This window comes from Rhizobium sp. NPDC090279 (assembly GCF_044769665.1).
Classification (GTDB): Bacteria; Pseudomonadota; Alphaproteobacteria; order Rhizobiales; family Rhizobiaceae; genus Rhizobium.
On record NZ_JBIVYI010000027.1, the window covers coordinates 1 to 16,052 of the forward strand.

The following is a 16,052-nucleotide window of genomic DNA, read 5'->3' on the forward strand; positions in this document are numbered from 1 at the left end:
CGGAAAGCGGTGGTTCTTGTAACTGATCGTCGGCGAGCTCATCCTCGCCTAGTTATCCGCCAACCGTTAAGCTGCAGACAACGTGACATCGCCTACACGGCTACTGGCTCACGCTAGCCACGATCCTCAAATGACTTGACCTCGTCGAATTTCTAGTGCGCCCGTCGCCTCCGAACGAATAAGCAATAACCTGGCCCCTTTCGAACTCAACGGTCTCTACTTTGTCCGGCGGTATCTCCTCGATCTCGCATGCAAGAACCCGGATAAAGTCAGAATCGGAAATGACGAGAACATTGCGTCCCTTATAAACTTCCGTCGCGACCAATTCCTGGAATGGTGGCCAAACACGATCCCGGAAATCTCTAAGACTTTCGCCGTTGGGAGGTGCGGAATCAAATGACCGCCGCCATCTCAACACATAATCGGCCCCGTAGAGCTGGAGGGCGAGTTCCTTATTCATCCGTGTAATGTCGCCGAGATCACGCTCGCAAAAGCCGGCATCGATCAACACCGGGACTTGCACTCCCAATTCTTTCCGGACAATTTGGACGGATTCTTCTGATTGCCGTGAGCGTTGTTGGACGATCAGATCGACCCGGGTAGTCGATCGCCGTAACTGAGATGCGATCCCTCGCGCCTCCTCGCGTCCGAGATGTGTCAAGCGAGAGTCACTGTTCCCGACAAAAAGATCACGAGCGTCAGCTTCGCTTTGGCCCTGGCGCGCGAGCAAAAGTAGACCTGCCATAATCGTCTTTTCCTCCGAAGCCGTTAATGCACCAGAAAAACAGGGGCCGTAGCGTCCGAGGGAAGGTTCTCGGTCACTGCGTAGCAGACCATCCTTATCGATCAACCAGGGAAGGGTTTCCATCGGCAGCGTCAATTGGATTCTCGGCGAGGATCCTTGGTGCCGCGTGCTTCAGGTAGATCTCGGTCAGAAGGGCGGTCAAGATCGAGGCCGTCACCAGGGCGACGAAGCCTGTTGGTCCCACGATGCCGCTCGAATAGGCTGCCGCGGCCAACACCAGGCCGGGTCCCCCGCGTGTATTCATCGCGATCGCGAAGTCGAGGCTGTTCAACCCGGGACGACGTATGAGGCTGGCGAACAGATAAACCGAACCGATCTTGAGCACCGAAGACCAGACGAAAAATGCGACGACCATGGAAAAGCCGACAGCTGAATCTATGCTCATACCAAAGCCGACGCAGGTGAAATAAAGCGGTGCGCCGACCCGCGCGGACAGTGGCTGGACTAGCGCAAGGGCGATGCCGAGTCGGGAGCGCATCGAGCCGATTGCCAAACCCGAGACGACAATCCCCAACAATGTGCCGAGGCCGCTGACGGCCGCCAGCGAGACGACCACGGTGGAGACCACAAGGATGGCAGTCACTCCGGCGAACAATCCCCCGGGCAATAACCGGATGATCAGACGTGTCGCCATCATGCCGGCAGCGAGAATGGCCGACAGTATCGCTATCGTCTGGCAAACTTGCAGAGCGGCCGAACGGAAATCGGATGCGCCCCCAGCATGGATCGTCAATGCGACGGCGAATACCGCCCAAACGAAGATATCGACAAAGCAGGCCGAGACCAGAACACTGTTGGCGAGCGGCGTCCGCAAAAGCCCCGTATTGATGAAGATCTTCGTCAGAAATGGCAGTGACGTGACGGTAACACCGAGACTCAGCGCAAGAAAATGCGCCTGCAGGACATTGACCGAAACATCAACGAACTGCGGCTCTGGTGCGATCTCACTAAGTAAAGGCACGGTTAGTAAGGCAACAAACATGGCCATAAGGCTAGCCCCAACGAGCAATGTTACCTCAACGGCATACTGACGAAGGTTGGTAAATTGTAATTCCGCGCAACTCGAAAAGATCAGTAGGAAAAGGCCGGCAAACTGTATGATCGTAATCCCCCAACGTGCCTCCACCGGGATTGAGCCGCCGGTAAAATAGTTGGTCAAACCGTTCATCCCGAAGAGCATTCCTGTGATCAGGTAGATCGGAATGTCCGGTATGCTCGGCGGCAGTATCCCCCTAGCGATCCGCGTCGCTATAACGCCCGCGAGTAAGAGGAGGGTCCATGAGATTGCACAGCCAAAGATGTGGTTGGCGCTATCACTCATGGCTGGGCCTCCCGCAAGCGGGCCGAGCCCTGGAGCATGCGCTATATTGCTTGGGCGTGGCCAATTTTCTAACGCGGGGCAAGGCTCGCGGGCAACTAAGCAGCCTTGGCGGGTGTCCGGATGATCGTTGTGTCATGCTGATTGGCGTATGAAACAGGCTCATGGCACCCTCTCTCGATTGACTACATCAATAATGTCCGACCTTTCCTGAAAAGGGGCCTATTCCCACTCGATCGTGCCGGGCGGCTTCGACGTGACGTCGTAGACCACGCGGTTGATGCCGCGGACTTCGTTGATGATGCGGGTCGCGGCGCGGCCGAGGAATTCCATGTCGTAGTGATAGAAATCCGCGGTCATGCCGTCAACCGAGGTGACAGCGCGCAGTGCACAGACGAATTCGTAGGTGCGACCGTCGCCCATGACGCCGACGGTCTGGACCGGCAGAAGTACGGCAAAGGCCTGCCAGATAGCGTCGTAGAGGCCAGCCTTGCGGATCTCGTCGAGATAGATGGCATCGGCTTCGCGCAGGATCTCCAGCTTTTCGCGGCTGATGCCACCCGGGCAGCGAATGGCGAGGCCGGGACCTGGGAAGGGATGACGGCCGATGAAGCTGTCGGGCAGGCCCAATTCCTTGCCAAGCGCGCGCACTTCATCCTTGAAGAGTTCGCGCAGCGGCTCGACGAGCTGCATGTTCATGCGCTCCGGCAGGCCGCCGACATTGTGGTGCGACTTGATGGTGACGGACGGGCCGCCGGTGAAGGAAACGCTTTCGATCACATCGGGATAAAGCGTGCCCTGTCCCAAGAAGTCGGCGCCGCCAAGCTTCTTGGCTTCCTCTTCGAAGGTCTCGATGAAGAGACGGCCGATGATCTTGCGCTTGGTCTCGGGATCGCTCACACCTTCCAGCTCGCCGATGAAGCGGTCGGAAGCGTCGACATGCAGCAGATGCAGATTGTAGTGCTCGCTGAACATGGCGACGACATTGGCCGCCTCGTCCTTGCGCATCAGGCCGTGGTCGACGAGGATGCAGGTGAGCTGATCGCCGACCGCCTCGTGGATCAGAAGGGCTGCGACGGAAGAATCGACGCCGCCTGACAGCGCGCAGATGACGCGCTTGTCGCCGACCTGATCGCGGATCGCCTGCACGGCCTTGGCGCGATAGGCCGACATCGACCAGTCGCCCTTGATACCAGCAATGTTATGGATGAAATTGCCGATCAGCTTGGCGCCATCGGGCGTATGCACGACTTCCGGATGGAACATGATGCCGTACATTTTGCGCGCGACGTGGCCGAAAATGGCAAATGGAGCTCCGTCAGACGACCCAAAGGCTTCAAAGCCCGCCGGCAGGGCGACAACGCGGTCGCCATGGCTCATCCAAACCTGATGCCGCCCGCCCACGGCCCAGACGCCGTCGGTTAGAGGGCAGGGTTTGTTAACTTGGACGAATGCCCGTCCATATTCCCGGCTGATTGAGCTTTCCGCTGCACCGCCCAGCTGGATACACATCGTCATCTGACCATAGCAGATGCCAAGGACGGCTATGTCTGCTTCTAGGATCGCCTGCGGCACGCGAGGGCTGCCAGCCTCCCCAGTGGAAGCCGGTCCACCCGAAAAAATGACGGCCTTCGGTTGCAGCCGCTCAAAGCCGGCTTCAGCGGATTGGAAGGGAACGATCTCGCAATACACGCCGCTCTCGCGAACACGCCTTGCAATCAATTGAGTTACCTGACTACCAAAATCGACAATCAGGATTGAATCGGAACGTGCTAAGTCTTTCATTCGATATCTTTCGTATTTCGTGGAGCAAGCCTGTCTCGTTCTATGCAAGGCGTCGTCTGATTATTCGGCCCCTCACCGGCAAGGAGACCAATCCGGTTCCGGGCGCCTTGCGCAACGTTTCCAGGAAGGTAGATTTCAAGGTGATCAAGAATGGGGCTAACTTTGTGAAGCGAAAAACTCGTCAAATTGGTGGAATAACCGAAGCGGATATCGCGCGCCGGCTTCGGGTTTCCCAATCTACCGTCTCGATCGTGCTGTCGGGAAAATGGGAAAAACGTATCTCGACGCAGATGGCCCAGAAGATCCTCCGCCTTGCCGACGAGCTCGATTTTCGACCGAACGCCACGGCGCGCAGCTTGCGGATCGGTGCGACGAATGCGGTTCTGTTCCTTTCGCCAGTTATCAGCAACCCCTTCTTCGCGCGTGTTCACACGGCGATTGCGAGGGCTGCCGCAGGCCACGGGATCAGCGTTATCGTCTATCCAGTTGATTCCGCCGACGATGATGGGGCGCCGCTCTTTCACGCCTATCACGGCGTCGACGGCGTGATAGCTTGTTCCCTTGACGCTCCGCGGGCGGAAAGTTTTGCTGGCGGACGCCCCCTCGTTCTGGTGGACAGCAATCCCGCTACCTCGCACATCACCGTGAACGCGAACATAGCGGAGGGGGTGGAGGCTGCAATCTGCCACCTGGCCAAAAATGGTGCCCGGCATATCCATCATCTGGCTGCCGCCAAAACGACCTGGACATTCAGGGAGCGCCAAGATGCCGTCGCACGTGCCTGCAAGCGGCTCGGACTGACACTGACGAAGGTCTTGACCCCGCCGACCATGGAAAAGGCCCTGGCTCATGCCCAGCACCTCATAACAACGGGCAGTCCGCCCTTCTCGTTCTTCTGCGACAACGATCCAATTGCTATCGGCGTATACCTCGCAGCGCAGTTCGATGGCCTGAAAATTCCGCAGGACATCTCCGTAATCGGCATGGACGATGGCGAGATAGGCAGGCTCATGAAGCCCCCTTTGACCTCCATTGAGATCAATACGGATATCCTAGGCGAGCTGGCGATGAAAACCATGGTCGATCTCCTGGAGAAGAAGCCGGTGACGAGCCACCAGATTATCGCGCCCCTCAAAGTGCGGGGATCGGTCGCTGGGGCTTAGGCTACCGATCCGAACCCTCCCATCCTGGGCAACAGCAGGCATCGGTTGCAAACTCCGACATCGTCACGACGAAATCCGTCGCGCCGGCGACCGCTGCGGGAAAGGGAAGGGCGATATCTTCGATGCTGTAATCGCTCCCAGCAAAGGGAACCCGGCGACGAATATCAGAGTCCAAGCCGACGATCAGCGAGCGCGGATCCGCGCGGAGGCCGCAGCCTACCGCTTTCAAGACTGCCTCCTTGCGAACCCAGGCGCGGCGAAGAAGGCGGCCCTGATCTTCCGGCGTTGCGGCCTCGAAGCAGGATTGTTCCGCGGGGGCCAGCGTGAGGGCCGCGGCAGCAGCGAGGTTGCGACCATGGCCCTCGATCTCGAGATCGATCCCGACCGGTCCTCCATCGGAAACAGCCAGCAGCGCCATGCCTGCGCTATGACTGAGATTGAAGTGGGGGCCATCCGGCACAAATGGCTTTCCGTTCGGCCCGCGCATGAACAGAAGATCCTGCGTCTGTCTGCCGATGTGCCAAGCCAGAATAGATCGCATTGCCGCGTGGCAAGTGACCCAGCGACGCTGAGCCTGGGTTTCCCGCATTCGTCCCGCACGTTGCTGTTCCTCAGGTGACAGGCAAGCCCTGGCATGCCGCCTCCATGTCGTGCCGTCCAGTTCGTCGAGCCGAAGAAGCCAAATCTGCACGCGTGCATTGGGGCAGGCGTTGCGCGATGGTGAGTCCGGCCAGGGTGGCGGGTCCCCATCGAGCCCAAAAGCGTCGAGGGTCCGGTCGCGAAGGGTCCTGAGAACAGCCTGTCTCATTGGCTGCCCCCTCGCCGAGAGAGGCGAAGGAAATCGGGGTCGAGATAGCAGGGATAGTCTGATTGGCGAGTCCGAACCAGTTCGAGGTCGATCTCGGCCACGACAACCGGACTGTCTTCACTCGTCATAGCGAGAACCTCTCCGCCCGGCGCGACGATGAAGCCGCCGCCGCCGAAGCGAAGGCCATTTGCACCCACGCCGTGCCGATTTGAAGAAGCGACGTAGCAACCGGAAGCGAGCGCTGCCATCCGGGCGGCAACGACCCAGTTCTCGATATTCTCACTGGCTCTTGGAACGGCGATTAGATGGGCTCCGGCGTGGCCATATCCGCGCGCCAATTCACTGAACATCAGCTCCGTGCAGATGAGCACGCCGATATGGAGCCCATGAAAATCTGATGTCTTGAACTGTGGGCGCGGCATCTCGAACCAGCTCTGCTCGAAGAACCCGGGCTCTTGAGGAAAGATGTGCTTGCAATGTAGTGGAACGACCCCTGTGCCGGTGATGAATACGGCCTGATTGACGAGACGATGTCGGCCGAGTATGGCACGGGTCGTCAGAACGGCTCCGACCGGCAGCTCCGCTAAGCGACCAAGCAGGGTCTCATAGGTCTGATGCAGGTCGCGCGCGATCGTGGGATCGTAATCCTCTGTGTCTACGGACCACTCGCCGAGCGGCAACTCATTGAGGATCAGCAGATCGATCGTTTCTGTACGCAGACGCGAATGCAGCCGATCCCAAGAGGGGTCACCTGGTGCGAAACGCGCTGGCAATTGGACGGCCGCGATCCTCATGGTGCTTCCACGGTTGATGCGCGAATACCCACGTGAAACGGGCACCGGTCGGTACGCTCAACGTTTTCCTCGATGATCCCGTATTGCCACCACTCGATCTCGCCCGCTTGAAAGGATCCGAGCTGAAGACTGTGGGGATAGCCATCATACGCCTCGACGCGTTTACGAATCTGTCGGCGCAACTTTCTACCCTCCTCCGTGTCGCCCGCGACCAGATCGAAGCGTTCGCGCGGATTGACGATGAACAGGAAGTGCTCTCCAAGATTTCGGCTCTTTCGCCGCGTGTGCCTCGGAGCACTCATGTTCACGAAGAGCTGCATGCCGGCAAAGCACATCGACCAGAACGGCTGGTTGGGATCCGTCGCGACGTCGCCGGGCCACTCTGCAGGATCAATATCGTTCCACCGCTGCAGCACATGCCAGCCGAATTCGTGATATTCCTTAAGCGAGCCGAAATCGGCGAGATGACGGGAAAACGCGACGATCAGCGGCCGCGCGGTGTTAACCTGACCGTCCCATTTGCGCGACTCCTCGATAAAGTCTCGCAGGTCCTCCGTAGACTGGGCAAGCCCCCGTTCGTCCAACCGTTCAACGAAAGAGAACTGCAACAGTCTCCTGCGGAAGGCGTTCTGCGAAAAGGTGCAGGGAAACAGGGACGGCGGCTCGAGCCTTGCCCGCACATCGGCGAACACCTGTCGCTGCCAGACAGGAAGGGCGGCATCGAGCCCTTCAAATGCATCTTGATCGATCAACGACATCGTTGTTGGGTCCTATCGCTGCGACTAAGCCAAAGGTGAACTTGCTAATTAATGCGCCCGGACCGTTTCCTGCTTCGATCTGGTTTGCTCGACGCAGGCAGCGAGGTCGCCGACGGTCGGACCGTTCAGGAAATCGTAGATAGTCACCGCAGAATCGAAGTGATTGTTGATCTCCGAAAGTGCCTCGGTCACCAGCGCGGAATAACCTCCGAGATCGAAAAAGTTCGAATCGCGGCCGATGTGGCCGACATCAAGGATCTGTTGCAAGATCTCGGCGATAGCGACTTCCTCGCGCGACATCTCGTCATCTGGCACGAGAACGGCGGCCGAAAGGAAGACACTCTCCATCTGCTTGCGGTTGACCTTTCCATTCGGATTGAGCGGGAATGCGTCGACCACTTGCACGCAGCTGGGCACCATGAAACTAGGGACGCGCCGCGCCATAGCCTTTCGAATGTCCTCGACGATCTTGCTGTTGTCGGCGTGAGGCTCCTCCAGTAGAAGAAATGCCACCAAGGTCTCCATGCCGCTTGCCGCCACATGCTTGACAGCGACCGCATCACGTATTCGCACGTCCTGACGTAGGCTGGTCTCGACATCGCCGAGATCGAGCCGATTGCCACGAATCTTCACCTGGTTATCGGCGCGCCCGATGAACTGGAGTCCGACGCCAGGAGACCAGCGGCCGAGGTCGCCGGTCCGGTAAATTCGCATGGTTGGCTCGCGCCAGTCTTGCTCGAAACGAGCCGCAGTCATCGCCGGATCATTGATGTAGCCCTTTCCGACGCCAACACCAGTGATCACGATCTCGCCGACGTCTCCATCCGGCACAGGGGCCCCGGCCTCGTTCAGCAGAAAGATTTCGGTATTCGGGATTGGTTTGCCTGCCGGTACGCCTTGCGAGACGTAGTTCTCGTAGCTCGTCAGTATGTGAAACGACGAGACGTCGCTGCATTCGGCTGTTCCATAGACATTGACAACGCGTGTTCCTGTCTGTGGGCCTTCTGCCCATGCCTGGATTCGCGAGGCGCTGATTGGCTCACCGCCGAGGAACAGCCACCGCAGGCTCGTCAGAAGTTCACGCCCGGAACCACTCTCGGCCAGAGGATAGAACGCGCTCGGCGCGCAGTTCATCAGCGTGATGTTCTGGGCATGGATGACAGAGGCCATGCCTTCGCTGTCGATCGCGTGCCCATCGAACAAATGAAGCTGACCGCCGACCAGCAGCGGCATGACGATACTTCGTTGGGTAATGTCGAAGCTGAAGGAACTGACGATCAGATTCCGGTCAGATGCAACAAGATCGAACTCCGACACGAACCATTGCATTAGGTTCGCCCAGCCTGCCTGATGGACCGCCGCCGCCTTTGGCACGCCGGTAGATCCCGATGTGAAGACCACATACACAAGATCGTTCGGCCCAGTCTCGACGAGATCGAAGCGGTCGGGGCGTGCATCGATACCAGCTCCGTCTCGATCCAGATGAAGGCGCGGAGCGCCGAAGGGAGGGCGCATGCCGAGACCTTGCTCCGTCGTGATCAGGAGGGAGAGCGGAATGGCGGAGCACATGGCCGTGACGCGATCGGTCGGATAGGTCGGATCGATCGCAGCATAGGCGGCCCCGCATTTCAGTACGGCTAGCACCGAGATGATCAAGCCGATGCTGCGCTCGACGGCGATGCCGACCAAGCTGCCTTTGCAGATACCCCTCGCCACGAGTTCATTGGCCAGCCGATTCGACTGACGATCCAGTTCACGATAGGTGATCGAGATTGGTCCCATCACCACGGCGAGGCTGTCGGCACGTGAGCGCGCAGCGGCTACAATGCGCTGGGCAACCCACTGCTCGGCAGCCTCGGGCATGGTCGGCAGATGCATGCTAGTATCGTGATGAAGATTCATGCGGCCCTCCAAGCGGCAATCAGCGCGCGTCATCGAGTTCGAGATCTGTTTCGCCACTGTTTTCCAGCGTTCCGCGAATGAGCCGCCAGCGTTCGTGGCTGACGGTGTAGCTGTCGTCCCACAGATGACTTCTGTTGACCGCCTTGCCGCAATGGATAAACGCCTCATAGACATGCACGACCATGACAGTGCGTGGCACTTTCCCGTTGCGTTCGGTGAACATCGCCAGGGTTTCCGGGTCGTCCGTGATAGTGACCTCCCCCTTTATCCGAAGACTTTCGAGCAGGCCTGGAATGAGGAAGAACATCCCGATCTCGCGATGCTTCAGGAGGCCTGTCATGCAATCGAGCCGATGATTTCCGGCTCGATCCGGGATCAGGATGGTATGGGAATCCACGACCTTGACGAAGCCGGGCTCGTCTCCGCGGGGGCTGACCTCGATGCCGATGTCCGGGTTATAGGCTCCGATGACCAAAAAGGGGGAATGCTCGATGAATTTGATGCAGGACCGATCAAGCTCCTCAAGAACTGCAAGATAGCGTGTTCCAGGATAGAGCGCCCGAAGCGCCTCCTCGGTGTCAATTTTATTCTTGATGACAAAACCGCTTTGAGCCATTCCCACATTCTCCTTCAGCTGTAGTACGCAAAGGAATTGCTGGTGATCTTCATCGCGAAGTCACAGCCGCCGAACCGGGTGAAATATCGTCTTCTTGCTTCAGGCGCGTTTCGGATCAGAAAGACGATTGATGCGAGCGAAATATAAATTTCTTCGCCGCCTTTCGCGAGAGTCCCATAAATATAATTTCCATCAATTTTCAATATATTTACGGATATATATCTTCCTTCTGCTATCCCTAGTACAGATACTGTCTTTCCTATACTTTCATTTAGGGTTTTCGAGAAACGTGAATTCGAATATGCGAGTGAATTTACATTGGACAATGCCGAGCCGTTCGGATTATTATTTTCAGATCCTTCGTGACCGCCCTGATCTGTCCCGCTATTTGTTCGCTCTAACATTTGTGAGAACTCCCATTCAAAATCCCTGGTTCATGTTCGGCAACAGCGATTCGGATGCGGGCCGACGGTTGTTTTGTTTTCCCTATGGCGGCGCCGGCGCTGGCGCCTTTCGCAGTTGGAAAGGCGCGACTGTCGGCGATTGGCAGCTTTGTCTCGTGGTTCCGCCCGGTCGGGAAGGTCGCTTTCGTGAGGCGCGATACGAAGCGATCACACCCTTGGTCGACAGCTTGGCGGAGGCAATTTTGCCGTTCCTCGATCGGCCGTTTGCCTTCTTCGGTCATAGTGTCGGTGCGTTGACGGCTTTCGAATTGGCCCGCAATCTCAGGCGCAACGGCCTTCAGATGCCCGATCACCTGTTTGTGTCCGGTCGCGCCTCGCCTCAAGTGCCGCTTCGCGTCACCAACTATCATCTTCGCACTGGCGGGGATCTTGTCGCCGCCCTCGAAGCCATCAGCCGGGGGAGTGATCGGCCGGCGCCCGATCCAGCAATCGTCGCCGCGATGGAGCCTTTGCTTCGGTCTGATTTTGCCATCACCGAAACCTACGCCTATCGAAACGAGGGACCGTTCGATCAGCCGGTGACTGCTTTCGGCGCCCGCAATGATCCGACCGTTGGCATCGACGAAATCGCCGCATGGCAGGTTCAAACCACGGGAGCGTTTGCCCTGCACCTGTTCGACGATGGCGGTCATTTCTTCATCGATCATTACGGCCAGGCCATCGTCGATTGCATCGCTGCAGAGTGGAAGTCGCCATAACATTGGATCATATCCTGTTGCCAATTGCCGCCGTTCAGCCGGCCATATCGAGTGTGTGGTCGTGGAATTCCGTTTCAACGGTACGGATCACCTGCGACAATCGCGCCTTCGCTTCGTTCGCACTGATCGCACTCGGGTCGTAGCACGCAGCAAGGGAGTACTCGTCTCCGGTTCGAAGTAAGGTGAAGGCTGTCTCCAATTCGTCGAGCACATAGGGAAGTTGTTGAAAGCGTTGCTCTACCCCTTCGTGGCCATGGGATTTCAGAGCGCTGACGAGGGCGGTTCGCTGCTGCATGCGCGGCCGTTTCCAGAAATGCATTCGCTGTCGGCTGAGCAGAACAAAGAAACCGAAAAGGCGATGTCGCATCATCATCATTCGCTTTTGCTCGACATAGCGGATACGAGCGCCCGCGTTGTCGACTTCGCTGCCCGGAACTGGAAACGGAATACCATCGTCGGGCGACAGGGCTACGAGTCCGCCCGAAACCTTCAACTTACCGATAGCCGCCAGCAACTGCGCTTCAAGAAGTGTCTCTTGGTGCTCCTGCGGTAGGTCTTTCAGGCTGTCGGGCAGACGAATGGCCTGGGGTTGCGTGCTGGCGTTCATCAGGAAGCGCTGCGCCGTGCCGACGGGCGCGACAGAGGGCGCGTCTTCCATCTTCGGAATCAGATCGACCCAGAAGCTCTCACTGGCCCGGTACTGCCTTCCGGAAAACGCTTCGGTAACGCCACCGCGCGCTGGAGTTGGCCGATCGAAATGGGCAAGTTGGCGAAGTTCATCGACCAGCTCCTTGTTGACTGCCTTGCGTCCGGGGAGAACGAGGCGTTCCTTGGCAGCGGCAGCGAAACATTCGAGGAAATGCTTTTGTCGTTCAATTGGCATGCCAGATTTCTCCAGCATGTAGCAGAATACCCAGTTGAAGCCGGGATCAGGAATCCACGTGACATTCTCCAGGCGCATGAACGAGTCTTCCACCAGTCCCACTGCCGTCTCCGCGTCCATGGTGAAATGGCGCCAGCCATACCCTTTGCCGTGCAGCCCGAAGGTGTTGCGCTTGTACCAGACCGGCGTCGTCACATCGCAGAACCAGATCTGAATGCGAGTAAAATCGGGTCTGATCTCCTCGAGAAAGTCGAGGGTTTCGATGAAGGTCTCGTAGGTCTCCCCGGGGTAACCAACCTGAACGGATACCATCTGTCGGATGCCGAGCCGCTTAAAAATTGGCATGGTCCGACGGAAATCCTCTTTGTGGGCCGTCTTCGCCATATTGCGCAGGACCGACTCCGAGGCCGACTCGAGTCCGAGGAAAACGCCTATGCAGCCCGCCTCCTTCATGAGCCCGATCGCCTCCTCGTCGGCCTGATCGCAGCGGAAGAAACAGTGCCATTTGAAACCATATTGCTTGCGGATCATGAGGCGCATCAGATCCTTGAACTTCTTCTTCGGCACGTTGAAGGTCGCATCCACGAAGAAGATATGGGTGATGGCGCCGGCCGCCTTGATCGTATCCAGCTCCTGTTCGATGCGGTCCAGTGACAGGGTGACGTAACGCTCATTGCCGTGTTCGGGAAAGGAGCAGAAACCGCAGGCATAGGGGCAGCCATCGGAAATGCGAATGTTTGCCCAGCCCGACTTCGCGTAGTCTTCACGAAACAGCTCGTAGTCTATGATGTTTTCGGAAAGCGGAGTGTGTTCGAAGAGCTTGGGCGTAATGCTGAAGCTTCGGCCGTCGCGAAATGCCAAGTTTGGGATGGCTTCAAAAGGACCGCCGCTGCGCAACGTGTCGAGTAATTTCAGAAGGGTCTGCTCGCCCTCTCGGCCATAGCAGTAGAAGTCCGCGTCCAGATATTTGAACAGGGGTTTCAGATATTCGGGTTCCCTCTCCTCGGCCTGCTTCGAAATATATGGTCCGCCAGCGATGATCTTGACGTCCTTACGCACGCTGCGAATGAAGCGCACCACCTCCCAGATATTCTGCTCGAAGACGTACATCGTGCCGGTCAGGACAACGGCATGATAGTCGCTGTTCTGGAGCAGCGTTCTGAGCTTCTCCTTCTCGAACTGAAACAGGTTGATGTAATCAAATGAATAGCCGCGCTTGTGGAGAAAGGTGCCGAGATAAGCAAGAGCTGTCCAGAAGCAGTCGCCATTGTAGAAGACGCGATGGTCCTCCGGCTGACGATCCTCGTTATAAAGGGTCGTGAGAAGATCCTGGCCCTGATGGTGGACACCACCATACTCAACGCAGTTGAACTGCAAGTCCCGAAAAGCGACATGATCGCGGCCGCTCGACGCCGACATATTTTCCAGTATCCCGTGATAGTCCTTGAAGGACATCTCATTGTGGCCAATCAGCAAGCAGTCTTTTGTGGACATTGTTGTATCCCTTCCAAACAGCAGTCGCCTTTCGCCTGTTCAGGCAAGCGGCTTGCGGGCGACGACCTGATAGGACGTCGTCGGGTTTACGCATTCTCCCGGTGTGACGACCGCGCTGTATTCAAGCTCGTAGTCTGCAAACAACTCTTCGAGCTGCTCCGGCGAGGTCAGCATGTGGCGCGTGTGAACTTCAGCGAACATCGTCGCCTGTTCTTCGAATTCCTCACGAGTGATGCCCATACGCTTGAACAGGAAACTGTCCCTGTCGAACAACCTGAGCGCTCGTCTTTGGAACAGCTCGCGCAGATTCACCGTAGTCGGGCCGCCGATCATGGCTGTCGTCACCAAAGAACCGCCCGGTTTCAGCAGGTCCAGCCACCGCTGCGTTATCATCGGCTTCAGAGGATCGGCGAGCACCGTCAGGAATTCGTCAGTCACGATGATGTCGAAGCTTCCATCGAGCTCCCGGCTCTCGGTGATAATGTTGCTGACTTTGGTGGTGATGGCGACGCCGAATTTGTCCGCATACCATTTGCTGGCCAGCAGCGGGCTTTCGCAGATGTCCCAGAGCGTCACGCGGGGCGCGGCGTCGACGGCTGCGGCTGCCTCGTGCACCATCGCTAGCATGCCCCAGTCAGCTGCGGCCGAAATGAAGAGTTCACAGTCTTTCTTTTGTACCAGCAGTTGGCCCAGCGCTTTCATGTAGAACGGATACCAAGGAGGAGTCGCGACCATGTCGAGTAGACGGAGATATTGCCAGGTGCCGTGATACCAGTCGCAGCTGATCACTGGCTCGGCCCGATTTTCCTTCGCCCAGGCCTCCATGCCGCCCGCCTGCTTGCCGCAACACTTGCACTCGGACCAACTCTTCATCAAGGGCGCCGATTCCAGCAGTAGTTCGCGAATGTGGAAGTCGATGGCATAGCCGAGACCGTTATTCACGTTAATCGCGGGCCTGCACTGCAGCCTAGCAGAAGTGGTACCCCTTCTGTCGGGGGAGATCGCAAATTCCATTTTAGTCATACGTATGACCCTCCATGTTTTGTGAATTTCTAAGATGCACGTTTCGATTTTTCGCATGTCTGTGATGTCGCTTCGATCAGTACGGCCAAAAGCCGCCGCCAACACATCGATAGGAGTCGATATGAATGCATTTAAGCATGCGCAATGTTTCTTCGCAGGCGCTACGCCGAACTCTCAGCGTATGAGACCTTCCGTGACCAAGCGAAGTCCGAGCACCCCCAAGACCCCGGCGGTAAGTCGATCAATCCATAGCTTGAAGCGCAGATAGGCCTGTTTTGGTCGTGGATGGGAGAACACCATTGCGACAATGACGTACCACGCACTTTCGATGGCAAGAATTGCGGGCGGAAGCGCAATGACCACCCACATATCGGGGTTGCTCGGCAGGAAGGCTGCGAAGATGCTCCCATAGACGATCGCCGTCTTCGGGTTGCTCAATTGCGTTGTCAGTCCCAGACCAAAGGATCCAGCTACCGACCGGCGTCGATCAATCTTTTGCTCTTCGATACTCAGGATCAATGGAGCCCTCGCACCTTTCCAGATGCGAACTGCGAGATAGAGAAGATATAGTCCGCCCATAATCCTTAGGAGCGCATAGAGCCATGAAATCTTCACGAGTATCGCGGCAAGCCCCAGTACTGCCACAAAACCGAAAATCGCACCACCAATTCCCATGCCCAACGCGGCCGCCACCCCATTCCGGCGGGACATCGAAACAGAAATCCGCGAAACCAGCACGAAACTTGGTCCAGGACTCATCGCTCCAATCAGGAGGGCAGCGAGAATACTTGTAAATATAGCACCCGAATTCACGCCAAACACCTCCAAGGTTAGAGCTTAGAGAGGACGAATTTCAATGCAAAGCTAAAAGCAGCTATTCCGAACCGGTGCGCGGCTCTGAACTCAATCCTGAATGCAGCGCAATAACACTGTTAGCAACTGCAACGTCACGCGATATAATATCCTTATTGAATAGTTGTCAATGTGAGGAACTACGTCTTTCTGCGCGAATTTTCCACGGAATGCGTCTTTACAAGGAGAGCATGTGAATCGGCTCCGAACATTCACCCCATGAGTGTCCACGACAACCATTTGGAAGCATTTGGAAAATTGAAACATTGGTGAGGGTCAACTAATTGGTGGCGCTGACCCCGCATTCCTGCGAAATTGCTAGGTGAACTCAATAGCTTAGATGTAGTCTGAGAGGGGTGAATATTCTGAACCGCTTCTCACACTGCCGCGCTCTGAAGTGCCACCATGATCTTTTTGCCGTCGTCGATCGAGAAGCCAATTTCTCCGTCGAACAGGCGCTCCCAGCTTTTGTCGATACGAACTTCTTTCCGGCAGGTGTCGCCGAACTCGTTCTTCCCCTCAATCGTGATCGTCCATTCCACCGCCACCGTCGTCTCGTTGAACAAAACGATGGTCATGGACCGCTCAGACTTAATACCAACGAGCGACGATCATGACCGACGAGCCCATTCGCGGTGTCCGATGGACATGATTTTCCAGGGTTGGTCGACAAGCTTGTTCCAAGCGGC

General features: G+C 57.1%; 14 protein-coding genes. 2 read left to right on the top strand and 12 right to left on the bottom strand.

Translation table 11 applies throughout. The annotated features are described in order from the left end of the window. Positions 1-100: 100 nt before the first annotated feature. The 3 genes from ACIQWP_RS31240 to guaA all read right to left on the bottom strand — a co-directional run bounded on the left by ACIQWP_RS31240 (position 101) and on the right by guaA (position 3,908). Positions 101-880 (bottom strand): histidine phosphatase family protein, encoded by a 780-nt coding sequence (locus ACIQWP_RS31240; protein WP_402796229.1) that lies wholly within the window; start codon positions 878-880, stop codon positions 101-103. Continuing rightward, positions 840-2,126, bottom strand: a complete 1,287-nt coding sequence (locus tag ACIQWP_RS31245) for a cation:proton antiporter (RefSeq protein WP_402796232.1) — start codon at positions 2,124-2,126, stop codon at positions 840-842. Before ACIQWP_RS31245 ends, ACIQWP_RS31240 begins: the two co-directional genes overlap by 41 nt. A gap of 219 nt (positions 2,127-2,345) precedes the next feature. Further along, a complete protein-coding gene (gene guaA / locus ACIQWP_RS31250) occupies positions 2,346-3,908 on the bottom strand; it encodes a glutamine-hydrolyzing GMP synthase (protein WP_402796233.1) in 1,563 nt (520 codons plus the stop codon). Between guaA and ACIQWP_RS31255 the strand changes: the two genes are divergently transcribed. Beyond that, on the top strand, positions 3,893-5,071 hold the full coding sequence (locus tag ACIQWP_RS31255; protein WP_402796236.1) for a LacI family DNA-binding transcriptional regulator: 1,179 nt from the start codon (positions 3,893-3,895) through the stop codon (positions 5,069-5,071). The genes guaA and ACIQWP_RS31255 overlap by 16 nt on opposite strands. A 1-nt stretch (position 5,072) precedes the next feature. On the opposite strand, the gene ACIQWP_RS31260 is transcribed toward ACIQWP_RS31255, so the two are convergent. The 5 genes from ACIQWP_RS31260 to ACIQWP_RS31280 form a co-directional block, all read right to left on the bottom strand. Continuing rightward, entirely contained in the window at positions 5,073-5,558 is a 486-nt protein-coding gene (locus tag ACIQWP_RS31260) for a 4'-phosphopantetheinyl transferase family protein (protein WP_402796239.1), read from the bottom strand. A gap of 317 nt (positions 5,559-5,875) precedes the next feature. Then, positions 5,876-6,673 (bottom strand): carbon-nitrogen hydrolase family protein, encoded by a 798-nt coding sequence (locus ACIQWP_RS31265; protein ID WP_402796241.1) that lies wholly within the window; start codon positions 6,671-6,673, stop codon positions 5,876-5,878. Continuing rightward, positions 6,670-7,431, bottom strand: coding sequence for a YqcI/YcgG family protein (locus ACIQWP_RS31270; protein WP_402796244.1), 762 nt, complete (start codon positions 7,429-7,431; stop codon positions 6,670-6,672). Before ACIQWP_RS31270 ends, ACIQWP_RS31265 begins: the two co-directional genes overlap by 4 nt. Before the next feature lie 48 nt (positions 7,432-7,479). After that, complete coding sequence (locus ACIQWP_RS31275) at positions 7,480-9,309, bottom strand: amino acid adenylation domain-containing protein (protein ID WP_402796247.1); 1,830 nt, start codon at positions 9,307-9,309, stop codon at positions 7,480-7,482. Positions 9,310-9,352: 43 nt separating this feature from the next. Then, on the bottom strand, positions 9,353-9,949 hold the full coding sequence (locus tag ACIQWP_RS31280; RefSeq protein ID WP_402796249.1) for an MSMEG_1061 family FMN-dependent PPOX-type flavoprotein: 597 nt from the start codon (positions 9,947-9,949) through the stop codon (positions 9,353-9,355). A gap of 130 nt (positions 9,950-10,079) precedes the next feature. Here ACIQWP_RS31280 and ACIQWP_RS31285 point away from each other — a divergent pair, with 130 nt between their 5' ends. Further along, the gene (locus ACIQWP_RS31285; protein WP_402796251.1) at positions 10,080-11,111 is read left to right on the top strand and encodes a thioesterase II family protein; all 1,032 of its coding nucleotides are present in this window, start codon (positions 10,080-10,082) and stop codon (positions 11,109-11,111) included. Positions 11,112-11,145: 34 nt separating this feature from the next. On the opposite strand, the gene ACIQWP_RS31290 is transcribed toward ACIQWP_RS31285, so the two are convergent. From ACIQWP_RS31290 to ACIQWP_RS31305, 4 genes are all read right to left on the bottom strand, one after another. Further along, the gene (locus ACIQWP_RS31290; RefSeq protein ID WP_402796253.1) at positions 11,146-13,488 is read right to left on the bottom strand and encodes a radical SAM protein; all 2,343 of its coding nucleotides are present in this window, start codon (positions 13,486-13,488) and stop codon (positions 11,146-11,148) included. Between the two features lie 39 nt (positions 13,489-13,527). Next, complete coding sequence (locus ACIQWP_RS31295; RefSeq protein WP_402796255.1) at positions 13,528-14,511, bottom strand: class I SAM-dependent methyltransferase; 984 nt, start codon at positions 14,509-14,511, stop codon at positions 13,528-13,530. Positions 14,512-14,685: 174 nt separating this feature from the next. Then, on the bottom strand, positions 14,686-15,324 hold the full coding sequence (locus tag ACIQWP_RS31300; RefSeq protein ID WP_402796258.1) for a LysE family translocator: 639 nt from the start codon (positions 15,322-15,324) through the stop codon (positions 14,686-14,688). A gap of 416 nt (positions 15,325-15,740) precedes the next feature. Next, complete coding sequence (locus ACIQWP_RS31305; RefSeq protein WP_402796261.1) at positions 15,741-15,941, bottom strand: hypothetical protein; 201 nt, start codon at positions 15,939-15,941, stop codon at positions 15,741-15,743. Positions 15,942-16,052 lie beyond the last annotated feature (111 nt).